The 19,647-nt window shown below is 43.4% G+C and carries 19 protein-coding genes and 7 tRNA genes; 9 read left to right on the top strand and 17 right to left on the bottom strand.

What is annotated here, in order from left to right:
* Window positions 1–125: 125 nt before the first annotated feature.
* From A3712_RS10010 to lolB, 11 genes are all read right to left on the bottom strand, one after another.
* A tRNA-Gln gene (locus A3712_RS10010) sits at window positions 126–200 on the bottom strand.
* A gap of 30 nt (window positions 201–230) precedes the next feature.
* Window positions 231–315, bottom strand: a tRNA-Leu gene (locus A3712_RS10005).
* A 55-nt stretch (window positions 316–370) separates the two neighbouring features.
* Window positions 371–447, bottom strand: a tRNA-Met gene (locus tag A3712_RS10000).
* 77 nt (window positions 448–524) lie between these two features.
* Window positions 525–599: transfer RNA gene (locus A3712_RS09995), tRNA-Gln, on the bottom strand.
* 29 nt (window positions 600–628) lie between these two features.
* A tRNA-Leu gene (locus A3712_RS09990) sits at window positions 629–713 on the bottom strand.
* A gap of 66 nt (window positions 714–779) precedes the next feature.
* A tRNA-Met gene (locus tag A3712_RS09985) sits at window positions 780–856 on the bottom strand.
* A gap of 281 nt (window positions 857–1,137) precedes the next feature.
* Window positions 1,138–2,229 carry a redox-regulated ATPase YchF gene (gene ychF, locus A3712_RS09980; protein ID WP_063523318.1) on the bottom strand — a complete coding sequence of 364 codons (1,092 nt, stop codon included), beginning with the start codon at window positions 2,227–2,229 and terminating at the stop codon, window positions 1,138–1,140.
* Window positions 2,230–2,239: 10 nt separating this feature from the next.
* Complete coding sequence (gene pth / locus A3712_RS09975) at window positions 2,240–2,830, bottom strand: aminoacyl-tRNA hydrolase (protein WP_063523317.1); 591 nt, start codon at window positions 2,828–2,830, stop codon at window positions 2,240–2,242.
* 200 nt (window positions 2,831–3,030) lie between these two features.
* Entirely contained in the window at window positions 3,031–3,975 is a 945-nt protein-coding gene (locus tag A3712_RS09970; RefSeq protein ID WP_004739814.1) for a ribose-phosphate pyrophosphokinase, read from the bottom strand.
* Window positions 3,976–4,002: 27 nt separating this feature from the next.
* A complete protein-coding gene (ispE, locus tag A3712_RS09965) occupies window positions 4,003–4,878 on the bottom strand; it encodes a 4-(cytidine 5'-diphospho)-2-C-methyl-D-erythritol kinase (protein WP_063523316.1) in 876 nt (291 codons plus the stop codon).
* Complete coding sequence (lolB, locus tag A3712_RS09960; RefSeq protein WP_063523315.1) at window positions 4,875–5,522, bottom strand: lipoprotein insertase outer membrane protein LolB; 648 nt, start codon at window positions 5,520–5,522, stop codon at window positions 4,875–4,877. The genes ispE and lolB overlap by 4 nt, the downstream gene beginning before the upstream one ends.
* A gap of 160 nt (window positions 5,523–5,682) precedes the next feature.
* Here lolB and hemA point away from each other — a divergent pair, with 160 nt between their 5' ends.
* The 8 genes from hemA (at window position 5,683) to ybaK (ending at window position 13,937) form a co-directional block, all read left to right on the top strand.
* Entirely contained in the window at window positions 5,683–6,942 is a 1,260-nt protein-coding gene (gene hemA, locus A3712_RS09955; RefSeq protein ID WP_063523314.1) for a glutamyl-tRNA reductase, read from the top strand.
* A 28-nt stretch (window positions 6,943–6,970) separates the two neighbouring features.
* A complete protein-coding gene (gene prfA / locus A3712_RS09950) occupies window positions 6,971–8,059 on the top strand; it encodes a peptide chain release factor 1 (protein WP_004739807.1) in 1,089 nt (362 codons plus the stop codon).
* 5 nt (window positions 8,060–8,064) lie between these two features.
* A complete protein-coding gene (gene prmC / locus A3712_RS09945) occupies window positions 8,065–8,937 on the top strand; it encodes a peptide chain release factor N(5)-glutamine methyltransferase (protein ID WP_063523313.1) in 873 nt (290 codons plus the stop codon).
* A gap of 195 nt (window positions 8,938–9,132) precedes the next feature.
* Window positions 9,133–9,516 carry a SirB2 family protein gene (locus A3712_RS09940; RefSeq protein ID WP_004739804.1) on the top strand — a complete coding sequence of 128 codons (384 nt, stop codon included), beginning with the start codon at window positions 9,133–9,135 and terminating at the stop codon, window positions 9,514–9,516.
* A gap of 27 nt (window positions 9,517–9,543) precedes the next feature.
* Complete coding sequence (locus A3712_RS09935) at window positions 9,544–10,353, top strand: SirB1 family protein (protein WP_063523312.1); 810 nt, start codon at window positions 9,544–9,546, stop codon at window positions 10,351–10,353.
* Between the two features lie 25 nt (window positions 10,354–10,378).
* The gene (gene kdsA / locus A3712_RS09930; protein WP_061034145.1) at window positions 10,379–11,230 is read left to right on the top strand and encodes a 3-deoxy-8-phosphooctulonate synthase; all 852 of its coding nucleotides are present in this window, start codon (window positions 10,379–10,381) and stop codon (window positions 11,228–11,230) included.
* A gap of 455 nt (window positions 11,231–11,685) precedes the next feature.
* Window positions 11,686–13,347, top strand: coding sequence for a bifunctional UDP-sugar hydrolase/5'-nucleotidase UshA (ushA, locus tag A3712_RS09925; RefSeq protein ID WP_063523319.1), 1,662 nt, complete (start codon window positions 11,686–11,688; stop codon window positions 13,345–13,347).
* Between the two features lie 104 nt (window positions 13,348–13,451).
* Window positions 13,452–13,937 carry a Cys-tRNA(Pro) deacylase gene (gene ybaK, locus A3712_RS09920; RefSeq protein ID WP_063523311.1) on the top strand — a complete coding sequence of 162 codons (486 nt, stop codon included), beginning with the start codon at window positions 13,452–13,454 and terminating at the stop codon, window positions 13,935–13,937.
* A gap of 77 nt (window positions 13,938–14,014) precedes the next feature.
* Here the strand turns inward: ybaK and rluF are convergent, their stop codons facing one another.
* The 3 genes from rluF to A3712_RS26685 form a co-directional block, all read right to left on the bottom strand.
* Entirely contained in the window at window positions 14,015–15,160 is a 1,146-nt protein-coding gene (rluF, locus tag A3712_RS09915) for a 23S rRNA pseudouridine(2604) synthase RluF (RefSeq protein ID WP_063523310.1), read from the bottom strand.
* A 168-nt stretch (window positions 15,161–15,328) separates the two neighbouring features.
* Complete coding sequence (gene smrA, locus A3712_RS09910; protein WP_004739792.1) at window positions 15,329–15,910, bottom strand: DNA endonuclease SmrA; 582 nt, start codon at window positions 15,908–15,910, stop codon at window positions 15,329–15,331.
* Window positions 15,911–16,076: 166 nt separating this feature from the next.
* Window positions 16,077–16,217, bottom strand: a complete 141-nt coding sequence (locus tag A3712_RS26685; protein WP_004739790.1) for a DUF3149 domain-containing protein — start codon at window positions 16,215–16,217, stop codon at window positions 16,077–16,079.
* A 255-nt stretch (window positions 16,218–16,472) separates the two neighbouring features.
* Here A3712_RS26685 and A3712_RS09905 point away from each other — a divergent pair.
* A tRNA-Pro gene (locus A3712_RS09905) sits at window positions 16,473–16,549 on the top strand.
* 232 nt (window positions 16,550–16,781) lie between these two features.
* Here the strand turns inward: A3712_RS09905 and A3712_RS09900 are convergent.
* The 3 genes from A3712_RS09900 to A3712_RS09885 all read right to left on the bottom strand — a co-directional run bounded on the left by A3712_RS09900 (window position 16,782) and on the right by A3712_RS09885 (window position 19,489).
* A complete protein-coding gene (locus tag A3712_RS09900) occupies window positions 16,782–17,450 on the bottom strand; it encodes a LuxR C-terminal-related transcriptional regulator (protein ID WP_063523309.1) in 669 nt (222 codons plus the stop codon).
* Between the two features lie 492 nt (window positions 17,451–17,942).
* Complete coding sequence (locus tag A3712_RS09890; protein ID WP_063523307.1) at window positions 17,943–18,794, bottom strand: curlin; 852 nt, start codon at window positions 18,792–18,794, stop codon at window positions 17,943–17,945.
* 83 nt (window positions 18,795–18,877) lie between these two features.
* A complete protein-coding gene (locus tag A3712_RS09885) occupies window positions 18,878–19,489 on the bottom strand; it encodes a curlin subunit CsgB (RefSeq protein ID WP_063523306.1) in 612 nt (203 codons plus the stop codon).
* Window positions 19,490–19,647: the final 158 nt, after the last annotated feature.

Here is a 19,647-nt window from a genome sequence, read left to right as displayed (position 1 = left end):
CAGAACCTAAATCTGGTGCGTCTACCAATTCCGCCACGACCGCAGCAAATCTTTATAGTTATACTGAGTATTGGTGACTCAATAAAACGTTGTGCTCATTGCTGTTAGCAAGGAGTTTTAAATAGTGGCTGGGCTACCTGGATTCGAACCAGGGAATGCCGGCATCAAAAGCCGGTGCCTTACCGCTTGGCGATAGCCCAACAATGACATCAATTAAGACATCTAAATAATGGTGCGGTCGGAGAGACTTGAACTCTCACACCTCTCGGCGCCAGAACCTAAATCTGGTGCGTCTACCAATTCCGCCACGACCGCAGCAAATCTTTATAGTCATATTGAATATTGGTGATCCAATATGACGTTACATAAGTGGTGGCTACTGCGGGATTTGAACCTGCGACCCCATCATTATGAGTGATGTGCTCTAACCAACTGAGCTAAGTAGCCATCTGAGAGCGAGACAATATAATATAATCTTGCTTTCAATGCCATTATCTTTTTAAAGATAATTACACTTTAAATTGTGGCTGGGCTACCTGGATTCGAACCAGGGAATGCCGGCATCAAAAGCCGGTGCCTTACCGCTTGGCGATAGCCCAACAATGATATCAATTAAGACACCTCAATATGGTGCGGACGGAGAGACTTGAACTCTCACACCTTGCGGCGCCAGAACCTAAATCTGGTGCGTCTACCAATTCCGCCACGTCCGCTTTATTTCCTAAAAACTCTGTATGTTTAAAAACAAGTGTTTAATAACGAGTAGAGTGCTTAGGAAATGGTGGCTACTGCGGGATTTGAACCTGCGACCCCATCATTATGAGTGATGTGCTCTAACCAACTGAGCTAAGTAGCCATTTCCAAATTGTCGCTCGTTTTGAAACGTTGCCGCTTCGCTGTGAACGGGGCGCATTATGCGTAGTTGAGTGAAACCCGTCAACTTTTTTTTTGAATAAATCACGATTAAACATCTGTTCGGTTTCTTTTTAGTCAAAGAGGCGTATTTGTCGGCAAAAAATAGGTCAAAAAGTCGATATATATAGGAAGTTAACTTTCTGATGTTAAACTCTTGCTAAAGAGTAAAAACAAAAAGGCCAGTGAAATTCACTGGCCTTTTGTCCGATATTTAATCAGCAATTATACGTTGAAGCGGAAGTGAACAACGTCACCATCTTTTACGATGTATTCTTTGCCTTCAAGACGCCATTTACCTGCGTCTTTTGCGCCGCTCTCACCGTTAAATTCGATGAAGTGATCAAAACCAACAACTTCAGCTCGGATGAAGCCTTTTTCGAAGTCTGTGTGGATCTTACCAGCCGCCTGTGGAGCTGTTGCGCCTACAGGAATTGTCCAAGCGCGAACTTCTTTAACACCCGCTGTGAAGTAAGTTTGAAGAGTAAGTAGTTCGTAACCAGATCGGATTACTCGGTTTAGACCTGGTTCTTCGATACCCATGTCCGCTAGGAACTCTTCACGATCTTCGTCGTCAAGCTCAGAAAGCTCAGATTCGATAGCAGCACATACAGCAACAACAACGTTGTTCTCTTTTGCAGCGTATTCACGAACAGCATCTAGGTAAGGGTTGTTTTCAAAACCATCTTCAGCAACGTTTGCGATGTACATTGTTGGCTTAAGTGTTAGGAAGTTTAGGTAGCCGATTGCTGCTGCTTCTTCTTTCGCTAGTTCAACAGTACGCGCCATACCACCTTCAGTAAGAACTGGTAGTAGCTTCTCTAGTACAGTGATTTCGAATTTAGCGTCTTTGTCGCCGCCTTTTGCTTTCTTGGCGTTACGCTGAATTGCACGCTCACAGCTATCTAAGTCAGCCAGTGCAAGTTCAAGGTTGATCACTTCGATATCTTCGATTGGAGATACTTTGCCAGAAACGTGAACAATGTTTTCGTTTTCAAAGCAGCGTACAACGTGACCGATCGCGTCAGTTTCACGAATGTTCGCTAGGAATTTGTTACCAAGACCTTCACCTTTAGATGCACCAGCAACTAAGCCAGCGATATCAACGAATTCCATCGTTGTTGGAAGGATCTTTTGTGGATTAACAATTTTTGCTAATGCATCTAAGCGTAGATCTGGAACCGGAACGATACCTGTGTTTGGTTCGATCGTACAAAATGGAAAGTTTGCTGCTTCGATGCCTGCTTTAGTCAGTGCGTTAAACAGAGTTGACTTACCAACGTTTGGTAGACCAACGATGCCACATTTAAAACCCATGATATAAACCTTATTCTGCTTTGAACGTATGTAAGCGATTTTGTGCTTTTGGTAGGCCATCTTTTAATAAGATGTCTAGGCTGCGAACCGATTCGTCAACGACGGCCTCGATACACTCTTGCTCTTTTTGCGGAGCTTTGCCTAATACATAACCTGCAACTTTATCTTTGTGCCCAGGATGGCCGATGCCCAATCTCAGACGATAGAATTCTTTATTGTTACCCTGTTTGCTAATGATGTCTTTTAGACCGTTGTGTCCACCATGACCACCACCTTTTTTGAACTTTCCAATACCAGGAGGAAGGTCTAACTCATCATGAGCAACCATGATCTCTTCTGGTTTAATTTGGTAGAACTTTGTCAAAGCTGCAACTGCTTTGCCTGACAAGTTCATAAAAGTCGTTGGAATCAGCAAACGAAGATCTTCACCATGAACCATGATACGACCCGTTAGGCCAAAGAACTTTGGTTCGTTCTTCAGTGTTACGTTGTGTACACGTGCTAATTCTTCAACTACCCAAGCACCCGCATTATGGCGAGTTTTGGCGTATTCTGGACCTGGATTTGCCAGTCCAACGAGAAGTTTTATTTGTTGGCTCAAGGTATGGATCTCTCTTGGGATTTCAAAAAGCGCCGTATGATATCACAATTTATGAAAAAGGTGCGAGCTAGCTGATAACACTATGATTATTCCGAGGTGTGATAAACAACAGTCACCAGATATAAAAAAAGCACTTCATTTAATGAAGTGCTTAATGTCTTTCTCTCACGAGTTTCTAAAACAAAGCTAAATAGCTTTGATTAGTTGAACATCGCTGAGATTGATTCTTCGTTGCTGATACGACGAATCGCTTCAGCAAGCATGCGAGAAAGGCTAAGTGTTGTTACTTTGCCTGTAGCAGCCATCTCTGGAGATAGAGAGATAGAATCCGTTACGATAACTTGGTCTAGAACAGAGTTCTTGATGTTGTTCGCAGCAGTACCAGAGAAAACTGCGTGAGTTGCGTAAGCGAATACACGCTTAGCACCGCGCTCTTTAAGCGCTTCAGCTGCTTTACATAATGTGCCGCCTGTATCGATCATGTCATCAACGATAACACAGTCGCGGCCTTCAACATCACCGATTAGGTTCATTACTTCAGAAACGTTAGCACGTGGACGACGCTTATCAACGATAGCGATATCAACATCACCTAGAGCTTTAGCCGTTGCACGAGCACGTACAACACCACCAAGGTCTGGAGAAACCACAACTGGGTTTTCTAGGCCACGGTTAGCCATGTCTTCTAGAAGTACTGGAGTACCGAAGATGTTATCAACTGGCACATCGAAGAAGCCTTGGATTTGCTCTGCGTGTAGGTCGATAGTAAGAACGCGGTCTACGCCAACGTTAGAAAGGAAGTCTGCAACAACTTTTGCAGTAATTGGCACACGTGCAGAACGTACACGACGATCTTGACGAGCATAACCGAAGTAAGGGATTACAGCAGTAATACGGCCAGCAGAAGCGCGGCGCATTGCGTCAATCATTACCACCAATTCCATTAGGTTGTCATTGGTTGGTGCACAAGTTGATTGAATCAGGAATACATCGCTACCACGAACGTTTTCATTGATTTGAACAGCGACTTCGCCATCAGAAAAACGGTCTACAGTAGCATCGCCAAGAGAGATGTATAGACGATCAGCAATACGTTGGGCTAGTTCAGGTGTTGCGTTACCAGCAAATAGCTTCATATCAGGCACGGTGGAAACCTCGGGTTGCGTCCAGTTTTAAATAGATTGTGGGTGGGCTGAGTGGTATTCAGCCAGCGTTTCTTTCAAAGGAGAAATGTTTCGTCCTTTCGCTACAAATGCGGAAACGGTGTCAGGCAGTTTTTCTAGCAACAATTCGGCTTCTTTTTTGCTGCTAAATTCAGCAAAAACGCACGAGCCTGTGCCAGTCAATCTCGACGGCGCGTATTGTAGCAGCCATGAAAGTTGCTTATCAACCTCTGGGTACAGCATTCGAACAACTTTTTCGCAATCGTTTACGTATTCTTGCTCTAGAAGCGTTGATAGCGCTCGCTTTGGCGTATTTCTGGTTAATTCTGGATGTGTGAATATGTCCACAGTTGCTATGCTCGCTTGAGGTTTGACCACGAGGTACCATTTTTCATCCGGATTAGCAGGTAACAGCTGCTCACCGACGCCTTCAGCAAAGGCGGCATAGCCTCGTACAAACACTGGAACATCTGCACCAAGCTTAAGACCGATCTCTGCAAGTTGATCATCAGAAAGATTTAGTTGCCACAAGTAATTGAGTGCAACCAACACAGTTGCAGCATTTGAAGAGCCTCCACCAATACCACCACCCATTGGTAGCACTTTCTTTAGCTCAATATCGGCACCGAAAGAGGTTGAGGTGTATTGCTGAAGTGCAGTAGCGGCTTTCCAGATCAGGTTATCTTCAAGCGCTACTCCAGGTATTTCTGGCGTGATGGTTATCGAACTCGTTTCTGAGTTTGCGGTAATTGTTAGTTCATCACCAAAGTCAACGAACTGAAATAGTGTTTGAAGTTCGTGGTAACCATTATCGCGTCGGCCAGTGATATAAAGAAATAGATTCAGTTTTGCTGGAGAAGGCCAGTGTGTTGGCGTTGTAATCATTTTTTCAGTGCCCACTTCGAAACTACGATGTTGATTTTATTTTGGTCTTGCTTGAAAGAGAGTCGAGTAGGGAGCGGAATCGTCTCTACATTTGCTTTGTTTTCACCAGATTGCAGCGTACTCGGCATATCTGTGTTGCGATAGTTTGCAAAACTCAGAGTCCATAGTTGGTTACTGACTTGCATGGTCAGTGACTCAAGGGTGTTCGTTGTATTTAGCTGATAGCTATCCGCTTGGTCTGGAATGCCAAGGAACCATTGTGGCAGATGATCAACTGGGATTTTCAAGCCTGTAAGCTGTTCAACCAAGATAGAGGCGCTTGAGTGGGTAAATACTTGGTCATCATAAGTGACGACTTTGGCGCCAGATGGATCAATGGTCAGGTTTAATGAGGTCTGGCCAAGGAAATTGGTGAATCTTAATTGGCTTTGGTTTGGAGAGTGCTTCCAAACAAAATTGAGGCTTAGGCGCTGCTCGGGAGAGATGTAAGCAAGCTTACCGGAAGCTTGATAGTTTTCTATCTGCAATAGGCGGATTTGGTGCGCTTGCCATTCAACACTTGTCGGTTGCTCCGGGATAGACGAGCAACCCACCATGATTATGGTAATAAAAATAAGAAACGCGAATTTACGAAGCTTGCCCATATTTGCTCACAACTTGTTCAAATTTATCTAAAAAACGATTCAATTATAGCATTGAATTCACGAAGTCAGGAAAACAAATCCCGCTTGCTCTTTAAATAGAGCCATGCATCAAGTAAAATTTGCCCCCTGTTTCTATTCCCTGATCGAGAACTTCTGATACATGTCTTTGCTTGCCGTAGGTATCAATCACAATACAGCGTCGGTTGAATTGCGAGAAAAAGTCGCTTTTGGTCCAGACAAACTGTCTGAGGCGCTCAAGCAACTTAACGCAAATGCACACGTAAATGGAAGTGTCATACTTTCTACCTGTAATCGAACTGAAGTGTATTGTGACGTTAAAAGCGGAGCAAAAAACAAGCTTATCGATTGGTTGTCGGTTTTCCATCAAGTTAGCCCTGAAGAGCTAAAGCCAAGTCTTTATATCCATGAAGAGCAGGCCGCAATTAAACATTTAATGCGCGTTGCTTGTGGTTTGGACTCTTTGGTTTTGGGTGAGCCGCAAATCTTAGGTCAGGTTAAGCAAGCTTATACAGACTCTCGTGGTAGTAAGTCTGTTGATGCTTCAATGGAAAAGCTGTTTCAGAAATCATTTTCTGTGGCGAAGCGCGTTCGAACTGAAACAGAAATCGGCGGAAGTGCGGTGTCTGTGGCTTACGCAGCTTGTACTCTAGCTAAACATATTTTTGAGTCGATTGCTGATTCTACGGTGCTGTTAGTTGGCGCTGGTGAAACGATTGAACTCGTGGCTAAGCATCTTTCAGCAAATGGCTGTACTAAAATGATTGTGGCTAACCGAACTCGTGAGCGTGCTTTAGGGCTAGCCGAAGAGTTTGGTGCGGAAGTAATCAGCTTAAATGAAATTCCGGATCACCTGCATAGAGCTGATATTGTGATCAGTTCAACCGCAAGCCCGCTGCCAATTATTGGTAAAGGTATGGTTGAGACTGCTCTAAAGACAAGAAAGCATCAACCTATGTTATTGGTTGATATTGCGGTGCCTCGTGATGTGGAATCACAGGTTGGCGAGCTGAACGATGCTTACCTGTATTCGGTTGATGATTTGCAGTCGATTGTTAACGGCAACATCGAGCAACGCAAAGTGGAAGCAATCCAAGCTGAAGCGATCGTCAGTGAAGAAAGTGCCGCGTTCATGAGTTGGATGCGCTCACTACAAGCGGTCGACAGTATTCGTGAGTACCGAAAGGCAGCGAATGAAATCCGCGAAGAATTATTGAGTAAAAGTTTACAATCACTTGCCGCTGGCGGTGACCCTGAGAAAGTTTTACTAGAGCTTAGTAATAAGCTCACAAACAAATTGATCCATGCTCCAACCCGCGCACTACAAAGTGCTGCTGAGCAAGGAGAACCTGCGAAATTAACGGTCATTAGACAGAGTTTGGGCCTAGAAGACCCTCAATAATATTAGACCTCCAATAAGATAAGACATTATGAAAGCCTCGATTCTAGTAAAGCTTGAAACACTTGTTGAACGCTACGAAGAAGTTCAACACCTGCTTGGCGATCCAGATGTGATCGGTGATCAAAACAAATTCCGTGCACTATCTAAAGAGTACTCTCAGTTAGAAGAAGTGACTAAGTGCTTCCAAGCTTACCAGCAAGCTCAAGACGATCTAGAAGCTGCCGAAGATATGGCGCAGGAAGACGACGAAGAGATGCGCGAAATGGCGCAGGAAGAGATTAAAGAAGCGAAAGAGGCGATTGAGCGTCTAACTGACGAACTTCAGATTCTTCTTCTTCCTAAAGATCCAAACGATGAGCGTAACTGTTTCCTAGAGATCCGTGCCGGTGCGGGCGGTGATGAAGCGGGTATCTTCGCGGGTAACCTTTTCCGTATGTACTCTAAGTTTGCAGAGAAGAAAGGCTGGCGCGTTGAGGTAATGAGCAGCAATGACTCAGAGCAAGGCGGCTACAAAGAGATGATAGCTAAAGTAAGCGGTGAAGGCGTTTACGGTGTGATGAAGTTTGAGTCAGGCGGTCACCGTGTGCAACGTGTACCAGAGACTGAATCTCAAGGCCGTGTTCATACTTCTGCATGTACTGTTGCTGTTATGCCTGAAATCCCAGAGGCGGATCTTCCAGAAATTAAGGCTGCAGACCTGAAAATCGATACATTCCGAGCGTCTGGCGCGGGTGGTCAGCACGTTAACACTACGGATTCAGCTATCCGTATTACTCACTTGCCAACAGGTACTGTGGTAGAGTGTCAGGACGAGCGTTCTCAGCACAAAAACAAAGCGAAGGCGATGGCTGTTCTTGCTGCGCGAATTGTACAAGCTGAAGAAGAGCGTCGTGCTGCTGAAGTATCAGACACGCGTCGTAACCTGCTAGGCTCGGGTGACCGTAGTGACCGTATCCGTACTTACAACTACCCGCAAGGTCGTGTTTCTGATCACCGCATCAACCTAACACTTTACCGCCTGAACGAAGTGCTAGAAGGTGACATGCAAAGTCTGATTGATCCGGTTCTACAAGAGCACCAAGCAGACCAACTTGCTGCGCTAGCCGAGAACAACTAGATCCTATGCAATCTGCCTATACGGTTGAAAGTGCATTAAAAGCAGCAATCGTAGCGCTTCAAGAGGGTGACAACACGTCACCCTCAATTGATGCAGCGGTACTGCTTTGTCACGTTTTAGATAAACCAAGATCTTACCTGTTAACTTGGCCTGAGAAGCACCTTACCTCAGAGCAAGAAGCTGAATTTCAAGCCCTTTTAAAACGTCGCTTAACCGGTGAGCCTGTGGCTTACATTGTCGGTGAACGTGAGTTTTGGTCGCTACCGTTAAAAGTTTCGCCATCTACTTTAATTCCTCGCCCAGATACAGAGCGTTTGGTTGAAGTTGCGTTAGATAAAACTTATGACAAACAAGGTGCGATTCTTGATTTAGGTACAGGTACTGGTGCTATTGCATTGGCGCTGGCGTCTGAGATGCCAAATCGGCCAGTAACAGGCATTGATCTTCGTCTTGAAGCTCAAGCGCTTGCAACAGAGAATGCGAAACGCTTAAACATCACCAATGCCACGTTCTTGCATGGCAGTTGGTTTGATCCGCTTAGCGATCTGGCTTCTGATGGCGGTGAAGTAAAGTTCTCACTGATTGTCTCAAACCCACCTTACATAGAGAAAGATGATCCTCACCTATCTCAGGGGGATGTGCGCTTTGAGCCGATTACTGCGCTTGTTGCTGAAGAGAAAGGGCTTGCTGATATTCGCTACATTTCTGAAAACGCACGTGGCTTTTTAGAAAATGAGGGGTGGTTGGCTTTTGAACACGGTTACGACCAAGGCGTGGCTGTACGTGAGATAATGCAAACGTTAGGTTATCTCGATGTGGTCACTGAGAAAGATTACGGCGGCAATGACCGAGTGACATTAGGTCGTTATTGCTCATAGTTCGTTGTCATTTGCTGGGGGCATAGTCGTTGCTAGCCACTCATGTAACCCTAGAGGGCGAACTTACGAAATTGATACCTTTAACGCGAAATTACATTTGACTCGGTAATGCATTTAACGCAGAAATACAGAGCAACAACGGGCCCAATGTCGCTCGTGTTAACGAAAGCACATATAAAAATATAAAGGAATACCATGTACGAAGGTTTAAAACATTTTCACCTACTAACGATTGCGATAAGCGTGTCACTTCTTTCAATTCGTTTCGTTCTTATGATGGCGAACTCACCAAAGCTTAAGCACCCTTTCTTGCAGCGTTTCCCTCATATCAACGACTCGTTGCTATTGCTATCGGGTATTGGCTTGATCTTTATCACTGGCTTTATTCCATTTACTCCAGCTGCGCCATGGCTAACAGAAAAGCTAACTTGTGTGATGGCTTACATCGCATTGGGTTTCTTTGCGCTGAAACTGGGTAAAAATAAACTATTGAGAGTATTCTCATTCTTCGGTGCGCTTGGCTGGTTAGCTATGGCAGGCAAAATTGCGATGACGAAGACGCCAACATTTTTCGGTTAATGATCTCCTTATTTCGGTTAACTACCTATGTACGAATTTTTTGACGAAGACTTTGACCAGCTAGAATTAGCTGAAGGTGCATTGATCTTAAATAAAGCGATTAACCCAGACACTCAAGACAGTTGGGCTGAGCAAGAGCTGGCAAGACTGTTTAAAGAAGCTGAGTTTGCTTTGGTTCATGAAACCGACGAGCAACGTAAGTTTGAGTCCTTTATTCGACTATTCTTCTATGAATGGGGCTTTGCGGGTGATAAAGACGCTTACTTCTCTTCAGAGAACGCTTTCATCGATAAAGTGCTAGAGCGTAAGAAAGGCATTCCAGTTAGTCTTGGTGCGATCTTTCTTTTTCTATGTCGCAAGCTAGGCTTTCCTGTAGAGGGTGTCTCTTTCCCGACCCAGTTTCTTCTTAAAGTGACTTGGTACGGCCAAGCAGCAGTGTATATCAACCCATACAATGGTGAATACGTTGGTGAGCAGACACTGCGAGCGTGGCTGATCGGCCATGATGGCCCTCTAGCTGAGCTAAAATCTGAGCATTTAGAAGTAGCTGACCATCCAACAATCATTGGTAAGTGGCTAGCGCTACTAAAGAGTGCACTACTGAGAGAAGAGCGCTTTACGCTTGCATTGAAATGTACAGACCTTGCTTTAACGTTTGTACCTGACGATCCGTATGAGATTCGTGATCGTGGCTTTATCTATCAGCAGTTGGATTGTCACCAAGTGGCAGCAGCGGATTACCAATATTTTATCGACCAATGCCCAGATGACCCTGCATCTGAGTTACTGAAATCTCAAGTGAACGTCATGAACGAAAAGACCGTGATTGTTCACTAATTACTAACTATTCAGAGAGAATATAATGGAACAGAAAACAGTTCATATTGGCGATATGCCAATTGCTAACGACAAGCCATTCACGCTATTTGCAGGCATGAACGTTCTTGAATCTCGTGATCTAGCAATGCAGATCTGTGAGCACTACGTGAAAGTGACTGAAAAGCTGGGTATTCCTTATGTATTTAAGGCGTCTTTCGATAAGGCTAACCGTAGCTCAGTTCACTCATACCGTGGACCTGGTATGGAAGAAGGTCTAAAAATCTTCCAAGAATTGAAAGACACATTCGGCGTGAAGATAATCACCGATGTTCACACTGAAGCGCAAGCTCAGCCGGTTGCTGATGTGGTTGATGTTATTCAACTTCCAGCATTCTTAGCTCGTCAAACTGACCTTGTTGAAGCGATGGCTAAGACTGGCGCAGTTATCAACGTGAAGAAGCCTCAGTTCATGAGCCCGAACCAAGTTGGTAACATCGTGGATAAATTCGCTGAATGTGGCAACGACAAGATTATCCTTTGTGAGCGTGGCTCTTGCATGGGTTATGACAACCTAGTTGTAGATATGCTTGGTTTTGGCGTAATGAAGAAGTCTTCAAACGGTAGCCCGATCATCTTTGACGTGACGCACTCTCTACAGATGCGTGATCCTTCAGGTGCTGCATCTGGCGGTCGTCGTGAGCAAACAGTTGAACTTGCAAAAGCTGGCTTAGCGACCGGTATTGCTGGTCTTTTCATTGAAGCTCACCCGAACCCAGATCAAGCGCGTTGTGATGGTCCATCTGCACTGCCTCTAGACAAGCTAGAGCCGTTTTTGAAGCAGATGAAAGCACTTGATGACCTTATCAAAGGCTTTGACCACATCGATATTAAATAAGCGAACTGTATAGAATTCATAGCCGGCGTAATTGCCGGCTTTTTTGTACCTATAGCTAAGCGAATGGCGACTAGCTTTAGCTCCTTAATCTAGTGTCAGTATGTTTTGCAATGTTATAACGCAACCATTAAGACTCTGATAAATCGAATAAATTTAACGAATGTCACTTTATGGGGAAGCTGAATTGAGTAAATCACAAATAATCTAAAAACTATGGAAACGTTTGCCTGTGATCATTTATTTGCTCAACTGCAACTTTGTCGCTTTGTTACACACCCGATAGGGGATTAAGGTGATCTATCCTACATAAATATGAAATCACTCTTTTAGGTTTACTGTCTTAATTTAAACTAACTCAAGTTTTACCATTCTCTAACCATGTTTATTAACGATGCATGGGAGTTATGGGAGTGGCAGAAGCAGTGGATTCCCCTAAAAAGTTCAAAGGTATGACAATGAAGCAACGCCTTATTCTAAAGACAGCACTAAGTGCTGCAATTCTAGCGACTTTAGCTGGTTGTGCGTCTCAATCTGCTCATGATTGGAACCAAGACGAAACCTACAAGCTAACGATTCTTCACACCAACGACAACCATGGTCGTTTCTGGCAGAACAAATACGGCGAATACGGCATGTCTGCGCGTAAAACGCTGATTGATCAACTTCGTGCAGAGGTTGAAGCAGAAGGCGGTAGCGTGTTGCTTCTATCTGGTGGTGACATCAACACTGGTGTACCAGAATCAGATCTTCAGGATGCAGAGCCTGATTTCAAAGGTATGAACAAGATTGGTTACGATGCAATGGCATTAGGTAATCATGAGTTTGATAACTCACTAGATGTACTGCAAAAGCAAATCGACTGGGCTAACTTCCCAATGTTATCTGCAAATATCTACGATAAAGCGACTGGCGAACGTAAATTCCAAGCTTATGAGATGTTTGAAAAGCAAGGTATTAAAATCGCGGTTATCGGTTTAACAACTGAAGATACTCAAAAGATTGGTAACCCTGAGTTTATCGCAGGTATCGATTTCCGTGACCCTAAAGAAGAAGCGAAGAAACTGATCGCTGAACTTAAAGAAACAGAAAAACCAGATCTTATCTTTGCTGTGACTCACATGGGCCACTACGAAAATGGTCAGCGTGGCGTTAACGCACCAGGTGATGTTGCACTAGCACGTTATCTAGACGAAGGTGACCTAGACATGATCGTTGGTGGTCACTCTCAAGAGCCTGTATGTATGGAAGGCCCTAACGTAGCGAAGAAAAACTTCAAGCCGGGTGATGAGTGCAAACCTGACCTTCAAAACGGTACTTACATCGTTCAAGCTCACGAATGGGGCAAATACGTAGGCCGTGCTGATTACGAATTCCGTAATGGCGAACTAGAAATGGTGAGCTACGACCTAATCCCAGTCAACCTGAAGAAAAAGGTTAAGATCGACGGTAAGAAGCAACGCGTACTTATCCAAGACGAGATTGCGCAAGATCCAGAACTACTAGAGTTCCTACGTCCATTCCAAGAGCAAGGCCAAGCACAGCTTGAAGTTAAGATTGCTGAAACAAATGGCAAGCTTGAAGGTGACCGTAACGTGGTTCGTTTCCAACAGACTAACCTAGGTCGTCTGATTGCAACTTCTCACATGGAGCGTGCAAAAGCAGACTTCGCTGTGATGAACTCTGGTGGTGTTCGTGATTCAATTGAAGCGGGTGAAGTAACATACAAAGATGTACTAACAGTACAACCTTTTGCAAACATCCTGACTTACACAGACATGACAGGTAAAGAAGTTCTAGATTACCTAAACGTAGTAGCGACTAAGCCAATTGATTCAGGTGCTTACGCACAATTTGCTGGTATCTCAATGACAGTTGCGAACGGTGAAGTGTCTGACGTTGTTATTGGTGGTAAGCCACTTAACTTAGAAGAAACGTACCGCTTCACAGTACCAAGCTTTAACGCTGCTGGTGGTGACGGCTACCCTAAACTGTCTGACCACCCTGGCTACGTAAACACTGGTTTTGTTGACGCTGAAGTACTAAAAGAGTATCTAGAAGCGAATAGCCCAGTTGACGTGAACAAGTACGCACCTTCTGGTCAGATTGTTTACAAGTAATTGGATCATTGAGCGCTAAATTCGATTGACTCTAGCGCCATGATAAATTTAACTAAAGCGACGCTCCGGCGTCGCTTTTTGTTTATCTATCGTTTGGATTTGTTATGACCCCTGCAATCAATCTTGCCAAGAAAAAGAAAATCGCTCATACGGTGCATCAGTATCACCACGATGCCGACAATACCAACTATGGATTAGAAGCTGTTGAAGCACTTGGGCAGGATCCTAAACGTGTATTCAAAACGCTGCTATTCTGCCTAAATGGTGTCGCTAAAGACTTGGCTGTTGCGGTGATTCCTGTCGACCAGAAACTAAATTTGAAACTTGCGGCTAAAGCGGCAAAAGGCAAAAAAGCAGAGATGGCGAACCCGGATATTGCTGAGAAAACCACAGGTTATGTAGTAGGGGGAATCAGCCCGCTTGGTCAGAAGAAAGCGCTGCCGACTTTCGTTCATTCCAGTGCGACGGAGTTTGAAACGATCTGCGTAAGTGCAGGAAAGCGAGGGTTGGAAATTGAACTCGCCCCTAAAGATTTAGCTCAACTGACTCGAGCTCAGTTTACTGATTTGTGCTTGCAAGCTGATGGCTAGTCGTCACAAGCCATGAAGTATGAAATAACAAATAAAACGCCCACATAGTCGTGGGCGTTTTTGTATATGGAGTGACTCTACTTTTTCAGACCTAGAGTACCACCAACACGTTTTGCTGCTGGCTTATTTGGTCGGTTTGACTCTTGGTGGCGATTAGTCGGCTTGCCAGCTCGGTGGTCGGCATTACCACGGCCAGTGCGATTGCGATCTGAACTCTTGTTGTCTGAGCTAGAGCGCTCAGAGCGAGAATTCGATTTCCAATTTTCTGTGTTGCATTTACTCTGGCCTCTGTTTTCACCATTCGATGAATTACGACCACGCTTTGAATTCGGCGCATGACGGAATTCATCCGCGTTGTTACCACGGTAAGTACGAGTGCGATTCTCTTTTTGATTTCGACGAGCCGTTGATGCTTGGTTCTCTTCACGGCTATCAAACAGCTTAGCATCTGTCGCCTTGCGGATACGTTGGCCCTTAGCATTAATTTTAGATGCGTCTTCAGTACTAACAGAACCTTCACACATCGCTAGAATTTCTGCGATCTCTTCTTCGCTCAAGTAACGCCATTTTCCATTCGGAATGCCGTCCAAAGAGATGTTCATGATACGAACACGACGCAGTTTGAAAACTTCATAACCCAGTGCTTCACACATACGACGAATCTGACGGTTCAGACCTTGCGTTAATGTGATTCGGAATGAGAACTTAGTTTCTTTCTCAACTTTACATGGCAACGTCACCGTATCCAGAATCGGCACACCCGCTGCCATTCTCTGTAAGAATTCACCGGTGATTGGTTTATCGACACGAACCACATACTCTTTTTCGTGGTTGTTACCAGCACGAAGAATCTTATTTACGATGTCACCGTCGTTTGTTAAGAAGATCAAACCATCAGATGGTTTATCCAAACGGCCAATCGGGAAGATGCGCTTATGGTGACCGATGAAATCGACGATGTTTCCAGGAATATCACGTTCAGTGGTGCAGGTAATACCTGTCGGCTTATTCAAAGCGATGTAGATTGGCTTCTCTTTCGAGCGAACCGGTAGGTTGTCGATCTCAACATCATCACCTGGCATTACTTTGGTACCCATTTCTGGGATTTTGCCATTAATAGTAACTCGACCTGCATCAATCAGTTTGTCGGCTTCGCGGCGTGAGCAAAAACCAGTTTCACTGATGTATTTGTTAAGGCGTTTAGCTTGGGATTCTTGTGACATGATATTCTCTTAGCGTTTCACAACGGAAATATAGGGAAACAAAAAAGCAACTACAGAGCAGTTGCTTTACGTTTGAATTCGTTAACTGACAACAATTTTAGCATTTGGTTTGAGTCTAGGCACTAAATATCGATCTTGGGGTGAAAGCTCTATCCAGAATTTCAATGATCAGCTAGTACGCTTTTGATGACGCTCTCTGTTTTCTAACTTTTTCTCGTTACTCTTTCTGAGCATGACATACACAGCCCCGGTGCCACCGTGAAATTGCTGTGCTGAGTGCACACATTGCACATCGTTGATCTGAGTCAGCCAGTTAGTCACGTAGCTTTTCATCATCGCTGGTGGATTTGAACGTTCTCCTTTCCCATGAACGATAATGACAGTGCGAACATCCATTCTTAAGCATTGGCGTAAAAATGACAGCACTTCGTTGCGAGCATCTTTCAGCGTTTTTCTATGGAGATCGAGTTTCGCCTGAATGGGGTACTTACCAAGGCGCAGTTTTTTATATACGCCTTCCTGAACACCATCCTTCTTATAAGCAATAACGTCGTCTGGCTTAACCATCGGAGAATAATCGAGTGATAGGTAATCTTTCTCATCATCAGAGAGCCACATAGCGGCTTCACGCTTAGCAAGCTGAGACTCTGTAACGCGATGTACTTTCTGGTGTTCTGCTGTGTCATGGTCGATACGTTTAACATCGCCCATCATTTGTTGGAATAGATCTAAATCGTCATCATGAGACATAGTGTGTATCTCAAGTTGGGAATAATAGAGTAAGTATACCTAAGTTGGAGTAGGGTTTAAAAATGAAAAAACCGGAGGAGACAAGAGAAGTCAGCTCCGGTGCAAAGCGTTTTCATATTTACCTATAGTAATGAGGCTTTAGGTAAATGATTTAGGCTGAGCGACTCTAGTGAGGAGATTTGTCAGTCATAACTTTGTAGATGAAGAAGCCTCCATAAAACATCATGAGACCCAGAGCCCCGAAGATTACTATCATTGAAGATAGTCCCACCGCATTACCAAATAGGAGATCTAGCCAAAAGTCCATGTGTATACCTCAAAGTTATATGACATGGGTTAGTGTATTGAGTGGCATTCTCAATTCACTGATCTGGATCAATCCTGTTGCATAAGTTAATTACTTGTTGGTAACTGTGTGTTTTTCGTCACATCGAGCTTGTTGTTGTATGTATTTTGCTCGAACGATTCAAGCTCGCAATAAATATCATAAAAAGCCCTTGCGGATAAACTCAGAATCAGTATTATACGCTCCATCGACAGGCAATGAGCCAGTTAGATATTTCGGTGAATAGCGCAGCTTGGTAGCGCATCTGGTTTGGGACCAGAGGGTCGGGGGTTCGAATCCCTCTTCACCGACCATATTAAAGAAAGCCGTAGCAGAGATGCTACGGCTTTTTTGCATTTGAATGTTCTGTTTCGGAACTAGTGAGTGGGGGCTGGTACGCCAGTCCAATCGAATTCCTCTTAACCGATCACATTAGAAAAAGCCGCAGTACTATTTGCAATAGAGGAGGCTACGGCTTTTTTGTATTTGGGCTTTTGGCATTCTAATTGCTTTGATTGTTTATGGTTAAGAGCACAAGGGATGGGGTTATTGAACGAATTCATTTGCAGCAACGTTGTTTTTCACCCAGATTAACGCTTGTAAGCGATTCTTCACTTTGATCTTTTTAAATGTATTGTGAAGGTGCGCCTTAACGGTATTCTCACTCACATAAAGCGTGTCCGCAATTTGCGTGTTTGATGAGCCATCACCGAGTAGCTTGATGATCTGCTGTTCACGTTTAGTGAGCTTGAGGTAATAAGGGCTGGTTTTCGCGCACTGCCTCTCTCGATAGAAACTAATATATTGGGAAATGAGCTTCCTACTCATCCACATTTCACCCTGCAAGACACAGTTAAAACCTATCATTAGTTTTTCAAGAGTGTCAGACGTGTAAAAAATGCCAACGAGGTACCGCCATTTGAGCATTTCTGAGTGAGGGAAGTCGTTGGGCGTATTGAGTAATATTTCATGAGCGTTATTCTCGGTGTCATCTCTTAGCTCTTGATATTTAACGGTGTACTGTTTACTCATGTTAGGGTAGTCAATAATCACCAAATCTAGGTTAGGAGCTTGAAATGACTTAGTCGATAGCCTTTCTGGTGACACTAATTTTATGTCTAATTTTACCTTTTGTTCTATAGATTCTTTGAGCAGCGTTGATTGCAAATTATTCTCTGCTATTAAAATGGCTTGATGAACTCCCGGGCTAGCCATGTGCAAACTCCTTTACTGATCACCTCGTACTTAATGGACTTTAAAGTTTATAGCACGGATTAGTATTCCGCTAATCTTATCATCAAATATTTTAATTATTTTACATCTAACTAATAGAGCTCGTGAAGGTATATTATATTATTAACTGGAAGTGTATGTTTATTCTAAGTTTGTTTTCAATTCTTTGTAAATTTACAGAATTTGGAAATTTTCCATGCTTCGCTATTGGTATTATTCTCTAATGTTGCAGGGGCTTGATCTAATCCTAATATTAAAGTCGTCTTACTGCTATTAACTTTTTGATTATACTTTGAATTGGTATGTGTTTTTAGCGTAAATGAGAATGGAGAGTCGTTCTCAATATTTAATATGATATCTTGCTTTATTATTGAACACTCAATAGTTTCTAAAGGACTTGCGTAGGTATATAAATGTGTTAGGTAAAATAAAGCGGCGATGAACGCCGCTTTATTATATGTAAAAGATCTCATATTAATTTTGATAGATAAGACCAACGTTTCCGTTTGCACCGCTACCTAACACAGCGGCATTGTCGTAAGACGTTTGCTCAATCATGATTTGGTTCATGTCACTGTTCGTCAAATCAATGGTTGCGTTTGAATATGACCCAGTTTGTAACGTAAACAGACGGTTATCGTTACTGTTCATTAGGTCGATGTCTACATCGTTTCTATCACCTCCACCAATATCGGTATTGACGATAGTTTCTACGTAGTTTCCATCACCCCAGATATCGATAGCCACATCGTTTCTCTCAACGCCACCATTACTAAACTCTGTGTAAGTCGTATTTGAGTCACCGTTGATGTATACGTCAGCTTCGTTTCTAAGTGAACTGCCTTTCGCTTTCACTACGGAAATGTTGAAGTCACCATCTTGAGTTACTCGTAGGTCGTTATTTTTACCTGACCCTTTCACTTTCACTCTAGCTTGATTACTCAAGCCATCTTGGTCGATGAGCGCGTTGTTTTTTTTGTAACGTAGTTTTACATGTGCTTCATTGAGGTTACCGTCTTGAAGAACGACTACGTCTGAGCTCTTGCTGTTCTGTGTATCAACAAGTGCTATGTGACCATCAGTGACACCTGACGTGTCTTGCTCAATCAATACGTTAGCATTATCACCATCACCCATTTGCCAAATTGCAGTATTATCCATAGCTAAGGGCTCAATTGCTTCAGCCTTGTTAGAGATTCTTAGATCAGCAACACCCTCTTTCACACCCACCCCTGGAGCAGATGCAGAAGTTGGAAGTGGATCTGCGTGAGCTGCATTAAAACCAATAATGGCACCAACTAAAATTCCAATTTTTGTAAGTTTCATAGGTTGTATCCTTGTGCATTTCCATGTCGACTATGTATCACTTCAAATGAAGTGGCTTTGAATCAAGCTATCCGTACTGCGCGCTAATTTGCTTGATTGATGAAGATTCTCATTGAGCTCGATGCATTGACGATCGCAAAGTCATGTCCGTCTTGAGAAATCCCTAAGTTATCTCCTCCTGAGCCAGCCAAAAACGCCACATTGTGATTACCTTTTTGGTCAATGCTTAAATGGCTACCCTGTCCAGAGAAGTTCGCTTGTCCTATAACCGCTAAATTGTGGCTTCCATCTTGGGAAATTAACGCTTCGCTATTCCCGCCGACCTGCCCAATTGCAGCGGTATTGTTAAAACCGTCTTGATTTATGTATGCGACATTATTACTTCCCACTTGGTTAATACTCGCAGAATTAGAGTGTCCGCTTTGTTTTATCTTCGCTCTATTATTTGCTTTTATTCCAGGGCTGTATTGAATAATGACAGAACTTGAATCAGTACTGTTTGTAATATCTATTTCTGAGTAGTTATCTAAATCTTCAGAAGAGATGTTATATAAATCGCTATAGTTATTAATAATATCTTGTTCTACATTGTGTAAAAATTCCCCTTCAATACTAGAGGCTGCGGAAATATTAATACTACCTATTGATAAATATAAAAAAGTTAAGCCGGTAAGTGATGTTGTCCTACGTATCATTATCTTTACCTTAAGTGTCTGATGCTCGAGTATTCAACTAAACAATATATTCCTTGTTGAACGCCGTGTAACTCAGTCGCATGTCGAAATAGTAGGTTTACAGGTGAATAACATCTATAAACTTAAAGGTGAAAATATTTAATTGCATATGATTAATT

This window comes from Vibrio sp. HI00D65, from assembly GCF_001635455.1.
Lineage (GTDB): Bacteria > Pseudomonadota > Gammaproteobacteria > Enterobacterales > Vibrionaceae > Vibrio.
The sequence above is the reverse complement of the archived record's forward strand: the minus strand, read 5'-3'. Positions and strand labels throughout refer to the sequence as shown.